This is a genomic window from Hydrogenophaga sp. FW305-3-2-15-A-LB1 (assembly GCF_058787875.1).
In genome coordinates, this window is the sequence record NZ_JBYTAE010000131.1 from 1 (window position 1) to 8,800 (window position 8,800).

Below are 8,800 nucleotides of genomic sequence, written 5' to 3' on the forward strand. Positions count from 1 at the left end.
GAACCCCACGTTTCCCCTCGCAACCCATTCACAGATACCCCAGGAGTCCATCATGGCCGATCCGATGCGCATCCGCGCCGCTCTCGCCGGTGACGAAACCACCGTTCGCATCCTCATGTCCCACGTCATGGAGCCCGGCACGCGGCGCGACGCGGCGGGTGCCCTCATCCCCGCCCATTTCATCAAGGAAGTGGAAGCCACGCACAACGGCAAGGTCGTGCTGAGCTCGCTGTTCACCGGCTCGGTGGCGCAGAACCCCTTCCTGTCCTTCAAGTTCAAGGGCGCCGCCAAGGGCGACAAGGTCACGGTGAAGTGGGTCGACACCAAGGGCGACACGCGCACCGACGAAGCTGTCATCGCATAACACCCCCGCCGCGCTTCGCGCGACCCCCTCCAGGGGGCGTCACCAGCGGCCCGGCAAAGCCGGTTCCGCGGTGACTCTGGAAGTGTCGCCCCACCGCCTTTTTTGATAACAACGAGGAGACTCCCCATGAAATTCCAGCTTGCTTCAGCCGCGCTGGTGCTCGGTGGCCTGATGGCTGCTGGCGCCGTGCACGCCCAGGATGCGACCGCCGAAGGCATCGCGAAATACCGGGAAATGCTGCAGGACGGCAACCCCGCCGAACTGTTCGAGATGAAGGGGGAAGAACTCTGGAAACAGAAACGGGGCCCGAAGAACGCATCGCTGGAGCAGTGCGACCTGGGCAAGGGCCCCGGTGTCATCAAGGGTGCCTTCGTCGAGATGCCGCGCTTCTTCAAGGACACCGGCCGCGTGCAGGACCTGGAGACCCGCCTGATCACCTGCATGGAAACGCTGCAGGGCTTCAACGGTGCCGAGATCGCCAAGACGCCGTTCGGCCGCGGCGAGATGGCCAACCTGACGGCCCTGGCCACCTACGTGGCGACCGCCTCCAAGGGCATGCGCTTCAACCTGCCGCAATCGCACGCGCAGGAAAAGCTGATGTACGAAGCCGGCAAGCGCATGTTCTTCACGCGCGGCGGCACGCACGACTTCTCGTGCGCCTCCTGCCACGGTGAGAGCGACAAGCGCATCCGCCTGCAGGACCTGCCCAACCTCACCAAGAACCCGGGCGACGGCATCGGCTTCGCCGCCTGGCCGGCCTACCGCGTGTCCAACTCGCAGATGTGGGGCATGCAACTGCGCCTGAACGACTGTTTCCGCCAGCAGCGCTTCCCCGAGCCCAAGTTCGGCAGCGACGCCACCATTGCACTCGGTGTCTACATGGGCGTGAACGCCAAGACCGCCGAGTCCATCGTGCCCGCCATCAAGCGCTGAACCGGAGACACCGACCATGAACAAAGCCATTGCATTCGCCCTGCTGCCCGTGGCGGCCCTCGCGCTCTCCGCGTGCACCGTGTCGCCTTCGGCCGCCGAGTACGACAAGGCCGCGGCCGACATCATCAAGAACTCCTTCCAGGACCGCGGCATCGCCAAGGTGGACCGCCTGGTGCAGGACGACGCCAACCGCGAATGCGCGGCCGCCGACGTGGCGGGCAAGACCATCGACCCGGCCGTCGCCAAGGCCATCGAAGCGGCCAACATGAAGACCGTGAAGTGGCCCAGCGACGGCAAGTTCCTCGGCGACTGGAAAGAGGGCGAGAAGATCGCCCAGAGCGGCCGGGGCATGACCTGGACCGACAAGGCCGGCGACGCCAACGGCGGCAACTGCTACAACTGCCACCAGATCAGCAAGGAAGAAATCTCCTTCGGCACCCTGGGCCCGAGCCTGTACAACTACGGCAAGCTGCGCGGCGTCACTGACCCGAACAGCGCCGGTGGCAAGGCCATCGTGGAGTACACCTGGGGCAAGCTCTGGAACTCGCGCGCCTACAACGCCTGCTCGCAGATGCCGCGCGTGGGCCACATGGCCATCCTCAACGAGAAGCAGCTCAAGGACGTGATGGCCCTGCTGCTGGACCCGGCCTCGCCCGTCAACAAGTAGAGCGATCGGCCCCGGCTGCGCACCGCAGCCGGGGCCCTTCAAAAAAATTTCGCTCAAATATCAGTCATCAGTTATCAATCAAGGACAGAGATGAGTTTCAGTCGCCGTGAATTCATGCAGGTGCTCGCCGTGGCCAGTGCCACCGGCATGGCCCTGAACCACCGCGACGTGCTGGCCGCCGCGCCCGGCGCGGGTGAAAAGCTGTACGACGTGCCGACCTTCGGCAACGTGAGCTTCCTGCACTTCACCGACTGCCATGCCCAGCTGCAGCCGATCTACTTCCGCGAGCCCAATGTCAACCTCGGCGTGGCCGAGGCCGTGGGCCGCGCGCCGCACATCGTCGGCGAGAAGCTGCTCAAGCACTTCAACATCAAACCGGGCACCGCGAGCGCGCACGCGTTCTCGTACCTCAACTTCAGCCAGGCCGCGAAGACCTACGGCAAGGTGGGCGGCTTCGCGCACATGGCCACGCTGATCAAGCAGTTGCGCGCCAGCCGGCCGCACGCGCTGCTGCTCGACGGCGGCGACACCTGGCAGGGCTCGGCCACCTCGCTGTGGACCAACGGCCAGGACATGGTCGACGCCTGCAAGCTGCTGGGCGTGAACATGATGACGCCCCACTGGGAGTTCACCTTCGGCGCCAAGCGCGTGCAGGAGATCGTGGAGAAGGACTTCAAGGGGAACATGGAATTCCTCGCGCAAAACGTCAAGACCACCGACTTCGAAGACCTGGTGTTCAAGCCCTACGCGCTGCGCGAGATGAACGGCGTGCAGGTGGCCGTGATCGGCCAGGCCTTCCCCTACACCCCCATCGCCAACCCGCGCTACATGGTGCCCGACTGGACCTTCGGCATCCAGGACGAGCACATGCAGAAGATGGTGGACGAGGCGCGCGGCAAAGGCGCGCAGGTCGTCGTGGTGCTCTCGCACAACGGCATGGACGTGGACATCAAGATGGCCTCGCGCGTGCGCGGCATCGACGCCATCCTCGGCGGCCACACGCACGACGGCATGCCCGCGCCCACCATCGTGAAGAACGGTGGCGGCCAGACCCTGGTGACCAACGCCGGCTCCAACAGCAAGTTCGTCGGCGTGCTCGACTTCGACGTGCGCGGCGGCAAGGTGCAGGACTTCCGCTACAAGCTGATGCCGGTGTTCTCCAACCTGCTGCCGGCCGACGCCGAGATGCAGGCCTACATCGACAAGGTGCGCGCGCCCTACAAGGACAAGCTCGGCGAGAAGCTCGCCGTCACCGAAGAGTTGCTGTACCGCCGCGGCAACTTCAACGGCTCGTGGGACCAGGTCATCTGCGACGCGCTGATGCAGAACAAGGGCGCCGACATGGCCTTCTCGCCGGGCGTGCGCTGGGGCACCTCGCTGTTGCCGGGCGACACCATCACCTACGAGCGCATGATGGACCAGATGGCCATGACCTACCCGGCCACCACGCTCAACGAGTTCACCGGCGAGCAGATCAAGACCATCCTCGAAGACGTGGCCGACAACATCTTCAATCCCGACCCCTACTACCAGCAGGGCGGCGATATGGTGCGCGTGGGTGGCATGCAGTACACGGTCTCGCCCAAGGCGGCGATGGGCCAGCGCATCAACAACATGATGCTCAAGGGCAAGCCGATCGAAGCCGACAAGACCTACAAGGTCGCGGGCTGGGCCTCGGTGCAGGAAGGCGCCAAGGGCGAGCCGATCTGGGACGTGGTCTCGGGCTACCTGCGCGACAAGAAGGTCATCAAGGGCGTGAAGATCAACACCCCGCGCATCGTCGGCATGGACGGCAACCCAGGCCAGGCCGCGTAAGCCGACACGACGCACCGCAAGGCAAAAAGCCCTCCGGCCGAAATCGACCGGAGGGCATGAAACCTTGGAAAAGGCAGGAAGTAACGCGAAAGCGGGAAATCAGAAGTCGTGGCGCACGCCGACCGAGTACATGCGGCGGTCGGTCGTGGTGACACCAGCGCCGTTCTCCACGTCGCCGTCGAGGTAAGCGCCGTACACGCGGGTGCGCTTGGACAGCGCGTAGGTCACGCCAGCGGACAGCGCGGAACCCTTGGCGGTCGTGGCACCCGCGGTGTTCTCGGCCTTGCTGTAGGCGTAGCCCACCGAGAAGTCCAGGTTGCCCACGGGGACGTTCACGCCGATGGCGTAGCCATTGGCCTTGGCGCCGTTCTTGATTTCAGCGCGGTTGTAGCCGGCCGAGAGGCGGGCCACGCCGAAGTTGTACGCGCCACCGACGGTGGTGTACTCGCGGTTGTTGGCCTTCTGCTCCTGATAGCCCACACCCACGTCCAGGTTGCCGGCGCGGTAGCGCAGGTTGAACGCGGTGGTGTCGGCCTTCACGGTCGAGTCTTCGTCCAGACCGTAGCTGGCGCCGAGGCTGAAGCCGCCGAAGGAGGGCGATTCGTAGCGCAGCTGGTTGCTGGCGCGGCTCGAGTAGTCGGCCACACCGGCGGTGTAGGCGATCTTGGTCGGGCTGAATTCCGAGTCCCAGAGGTTGCTGCTGATGCTCAGGTCGCGGATGTCGTCGAACGAGGTGTCGTGACGGCCGAGCTTGAGCGTGCCGAAGCCGCCGCTCAGGCCGACGATGGACATGCGGTCGAACGCGCTGCCGGCGGCTTGCGTGCCGGCGCTGCTGTCAAAGCCTTGCTCCAGACCGAAGATGGCCTTGAGGCCGCCGCCCAGGTCTTCGCTGCCGCGCACGCCCCAGCGGGTGGAGGTCAGGTTGCCGCTGAACATCTGCGTGCTGCTCACACCGTTGACCTTGTTGGAACCGACCGAGGTGTCGATGCGGCCGTACAGCGTGACGTTGGACTGCGCCAGGGCGGCGCCCGTGGTGGCCAGAACGGCCAGAGCGACGAGGCTCTTCTTCATGTGGATGCTCCGATGAAATTGCACGGGGGACCCGTGGAGGTCCCCTTGCTCCCTGCACCATGCAGGAAGTCCTTCGTATTTCATCGAAGCGCGGCGAAAACTCTGTGACATCGGCCGCCCGCAAGAGGGTTTGCCCCGAGATACAACACATGGCCCTGCGATGTGCCAGGGCTGTCATCACCGCGCCATAAAAAGAGCAGCAACTAGAATGACCTGCACCATGACACACGACATCATCGTTCTCGGCGCGGGCATGGTCGGCGTGGGCTGCGCGCTGCACCTGCAGGCCCGGGGCCAGTCCGTCGCCTTGCTCGATCGCCGCGCGCCCGGGCTCGAAACGTCCTACGGCAACGCCGGCATCATCCAGCGCGAAGCCATCGCACCCTATGCCTTGCCGCGCGACCTCGGCTTCCTCTTGTCGGGCGCCACCAACCAGCGCGTCGACGTGCGTTACCACGCCAGCGATGCCGCGCGCATGCTGGGCCCGCTGTGGTCCTACTACCGCCACTCGGCGCCCGGCCCCTACCAGCGGATCTCGCGCGAGTACGAGACCCTGATCGCGCTCTCGCTGGACACGCACGCGCCGCTGATGCGCGACGCGGGCGCCGAGGATCTCGTGGCGGGGCAGGGCTACCTCATGCTCTACCGCAGCGAGCGCGAACTGCACGAATTCTTCGAGGTGGCCGACGAGCGCGCCCAGGCCGGCGTGCACCACCTCAAGCTCACCGGCGCGGACGTGGCGCGCGAGGAGCCCGCGCTGGTGGGCGAGTTTGCCGGCGCCGTGCGCTGGACCGACCCCGTGGCCATCCGCAGCCCGGGCGACCTGGTGCAGGCCTATGCGCGCCTGTTCGAACAACGCGGTGGCGCGGTGCACCTGGGCGACGCCCTGGGCCTGCGCCAGAGCGGCTCGGGCGGCTGGCAGGTGGACACCACCGATGGGCGCACGCTCTCGGCGCCGCAGGTGGTGGTGGCGCTGGGCCCGTGGACCCTGCAGCTGACCTCGCGCTTTGGCTACACCGCGCCCATGATCCCCAAGCGCGGCTACCACATGCACTACGCGCGCTTGCCGGGCCAGACCCTGAACAGCACCGCCATCGATGCCGAATACGGCTACGTGGTCGCGCCCATGAAGGACGGCCTGCGCCTGACCACCGGCGCCGAACTCGCGAACGCCGATGCGCCGCGCACGCCGACCCAGATCGATGCCGCCGAAGCGATCGCGCGCCAGAGCTTTCCCCTCGGCGAGCGCGTGGACCCCGAACCCTGGATGGGCACGCGCCCCTGCATGCCCGACATGAAACCCGTCTTCGGCCCCGTGCCCTCGGTGCCCGGCCTGTGGTGCGCCTTCGGCCATGGGCACCAGGGCTTCACGCTGGGGCCGGTGACGGGGGAACTGCTGGCGGCGATGATGACCGGCGCCACGCCGCGCGTGGACGTGCGGCCGTTTTCGCCGGCGCGGTTCGGCTAACCGTTCGCGCCTTCAGCGCGCGACCGCCTGCGCGCACTCCACCACCACCCGGCGCAGCCACTCGTTGGCGGGCGCGTGCTGCGTGCGCGGGTGCCACAGCATGCGCACATCGAACAGCGGCAGCTCCAGCGGGATGTCGAACATGTCGATGCGCGCCATCTGCGTCATGCGCCGGGCCAGGCGCACCGGCACGCAGGCCACCATGTCGGAGGTCTCCAGCACGAAGGGCAGGGCCAGGAAGCTGGGCTTGATCATGTGCACGTTGCGGCTCACGCCATGGGGGCGCAAGGCGGCGTCGATCTGTACGTTGTAGATCTGCGCGAGGTCGGGCTCGATGGTCACATGGGGCAGCGCGCAGAAGGCCGCCACATCCAGCGACGCCGTGATCGCGGGGTGCTCGCGCGCGCAGATGGTGACGAAGCGGTCGGCGAACAGGTTGCGGCCCTTGAGGTAGTCGGGCGCGTCGGGGAAGTAGGTGATGGCCAGGTCCAGCTCGCCCGCCGCCATCATTTCGCCGAAGTGTTTCGGGTTGGTCTGCAGCACGTGGATCTTCACGCCGGGCGCCTCCTCGCGCAGCCGGCGCATGACCGAAGGCATCACCAGCAGGTCGATGTAGTCGATGACGATCAGTCGGAAGGTGTGCTGCGCCGTGGCGGGGTCGAAGGGCGTGGCGGGCTCCAGCACGCGCTCCATCGCGGCCAGCGCTTCCTGCACCCGGGGCAGCAGGGCCATGGCGCGTTCGGTGGGCACCAGGCCGGTGCCCGCGCGCATCAGCAACTCGTCCTGAAACAGGTCGCGCAATTTGGCCAGCGACGCGCTCATGGACGACTGGCCCACCTCCAGCCGTTCGGCCGCGCGGGTGACATGGCGCTCCCGCATCAGGGCGTCGAACGCGAGCAGCAGAGGGAGATCGAGGGTCGGCAGCTTCATGGCCAGGGATGGTGCCTGCATTCGCCTGACCGGGTGCGCTCAGGGGCCTAGGGGAAAACCCATGGCCTTCATCGCGGGGGCTGATCGGCGCCATCGGTTTGCGCGATTGCAGCATGCGCAGTCACGCTTTCATACTTCGCCGCGTGTCCCACCCCCAACCGAGAGAGACCCCATGGCACTTCCCCAGATCCGAGTCACGCGCGAAGAGATGCGCAAACGCGTGGCCTACTTCAAGGACTTGAAAGGCTTCGACGGCGGCCTGCCCGACAGCCAGTACCCCAGCGCCATCCGCAAGCTGTACAACGCCGTCGGCTTCCAGCCGCCCAAGGGCAAGGGCGGCCAGGAGGTGGTCTCGCCGCTGGGCGCCGAGGCGGCGGCGAACGCGGCCATCCCCATCAGCGAGGGCTTCAACCTGGGCTTCTGCGAAGCCCGGCCCGGCCACGGCCCGATGATGCACAACCACGACACCAACGAAACCTTCATGCCCCTCACCGGCACCTGGCGCTGCTCCTGGGAGTTGGATGGCCGTGAAGAGCATTTCGACGTCGGCCCCTGGGACGTCATGTCGTTCCCACCCGGCGTCAACCGCCGCTTCGAGAACATCACCCACCACGAGCCCGAGCAATCGCATTTCCTGCTGGTTGTCGTCAGCGGCGACGCCCCCGAGGCGGACTTCTCCGAGCAGGCCAAGTCCACCTTGCGCGAAGCGGGGCTGTACGCGTGAGCCTGGATTTCGCCGCACCGGCCGGCCTGAAGGCGTTCACCCAGGCCTGGCCCCTGCACGCCTTCACCGACCCACAAGGGCACCGCTGGGGCTTTCGCGACAACCGGCGCGACGCGCCGCCCCTGGTGCTGCTGCCCGGCGCCCTGGGCAACGGCGACGTGGCCTGGCGCATCGCGCAAGCCCTGGACGCCGAGGCTCGCGTGCTGACGGTGCACTACCCCAGCGGCCTGGAACCCGACGCGCTGGCCGATGGCCTCCTGGCCTTGATCGACCACCTCGCGCTCGGCCCCGTGGCGGTCTGGGGCTCCTCGTATGGCGCGTGGTGGGCCCAGGCCTTCGCCCAACGCCACCCCGGCGCGCTGCGCGCGCTGTGGCTGGGCAACACCTTTGTCGACGGGGCCGACGTGGCCGCTTCGCCGCTGTTTTCGCCCGACTGGCTGACCGCGGCCAGTGGTGAGGACGTGGTGGCGCGCTGGCGCGACGGCACCCTGACCCGCCCCGACAGCGAATTGCGCCAGCTGCAGCTGCACATGCTGCAGCACGGCCTGCCGGCGGAAGACTTCCGCCAGCGGCTGCTGAAGGTGGCGCTGTCGACGCCCCTGCCCGCACCGCCGACGCCCACGAAGACCGTGCTCTGCGACTGCGAGGACGACGCCATCATCACGCCCGCCGTGCGCGAACGGGTGCGCCAGCGCTACCCCCATGCCCACCGCGTCGTGCTGTCCGCCGGGGGGCACTATCCCCATGTGCAGCAGATCGACGCCTTGCTTCCCCATCTGCGGTCCTGGCTCGCCTGAGCCCTGCCGCCCCATGCCCCCGAACCAGGAA

At 67.2% G+C, this 8,800-nt stretch carries 9 protein-coding genes; 7 read left to right on the plus strand and 2 right to left on the minus strand.

All coding sequences use genetic code 11. The features are described from left to right. The first annotated feature begins 52 nt into the window (after nt 1–52). The 4 genes from soxZ to soxB all read left to right on the plus strand — a co-directional run bounded on the left by soxZ (nt 53) and on the right by soxB (nt 3,779). A complete protein-coding gene (gene soxZ / locus AC3WPZ_RS26615) occupies nt 53–364 on the plus strand; it encodes a thiosulfate oxidation carrier complex protein SoxZ (RefSeq protein ID WP_382160349.1) in 312 nt (103 codons plus the stop codon). Between the two features lie 126 nt (nt 365–490). Continuing rightward, nucleotides 491–1,297 (plus strand): sulfur oxidation c-type cytochrome SoxA, encoded by an 807-nt coding sequence (soxA, locus tag AC3WPZ_RS26620; RefSeq protein ID WP_382160346.1) that lies wholly within the window; start codon nt 491–493, stop codon nt 1,295–1,297. Between the two features lie 16 nt (nt 1,298–1,313). Then, a complete protein-coding gene (gene soxX, locus AC3WPZ_RS26625) occupies nt 1,314–1,964 on the plus strand; it encodes a sulfur oxidation c-type cytochrome SoxX (protein WP_291121222.1) in 651 nt (216 codons plus the stop codon). 90 nt (nt 1,965–2,054) lie between these two features. Beyond that, entirely contained in the window at nt 2,055–3,779 is a 1,725-nt protein-coding gene (soxB, locus tag AC3WPZ_RS26630) for a thiosulfohydrolase SoxB (protein WP_492442362.1), read from the plus strand. Nucleotides 3,780–3,878: 99 nt separating this feature from the next. On the opposite strand, the gene AC3WPZ_RS26635 is transcribed toward soxB, so the two are convergent. Then, on the minus strand, nt 3,879–4,850 hold the full coding sequence (locus tag AC3WPZ_RS26635) for a porin (protein ID WP_382160340.1): 972 nt from the start codon (nt 4,848–4,850) through the stop codon (nt 3,879–3,881). Between the two features lie 220 nt (nt 4,851–5,070). Between AC3WPZ_RS26635 and AC3WPZ_RS26640 the strand changes: the two genes are divergently transcribed. Then, on the plus strand, nt 5,071–6,318 hold the full coding sequence (locus AC3WPZ_RS26640) for an NAD(P)/FAD-dependent oxidoreductase (RefSeq protein ID WP_492442364.1): 1,248 nt from the start codon (nt 5,071–5,073) through the stop codon (nt 6,316–6,318). Between the two features lie 12 nt (nt 6,319–6,330). Here the strand turns inward: AC3WPZ_RS26640 and AC3WPZ_RS26645 are convergent, their stop codons facing one another. Continuing rightward, the gene (locus tag AC3WPZ_RS26645; protein WP_492442366.1) at nt 6,331–7,248 is read right to left on the minus strand and encodes a LysR family transcriptional regulator; all 918 of its coding nucleotides are present in this window, start codon (nt 7,246–7,248) and stop codon (nt 6,331–6,333) included. A gap of 172 nt (nt 7,249–7,420) precedes the next feature. On the opposite strand from AC3WPZ_RS26645, the gene AC3WPZ_RS26650 reads away from it, so the two are divergent. Beyond that, nucleotides 7,421–7,972: a cupin domain-containing protein gene (locus AC3WPZ_RS26650; RefSeq protein WP_382323614.1), complete on the plus strand. Its 552-nt coding sequence runs from the start codon at nt 7,421–7,423 to the stop codon at nt 7,970–7,972. Continuing rightward, complete coding sequence (locus tag AC3WPZ_RS26655; RefSeq protein WP_492442369.1) at nt 7,969–8,769, plus strand: alpha/beta fold hydrolase; 801 nt, start codon at nt 7,969–7,971, stop codon at nt 8,767–8,769. The genes AC3WPZ_RS26650 and AC3WPZ_RS26655 overlap by 4 nt, the downstream gene beginning before the upstream one ends. Nucleotides 8,770–8,800: the final 31 nt, after the last annotated feature.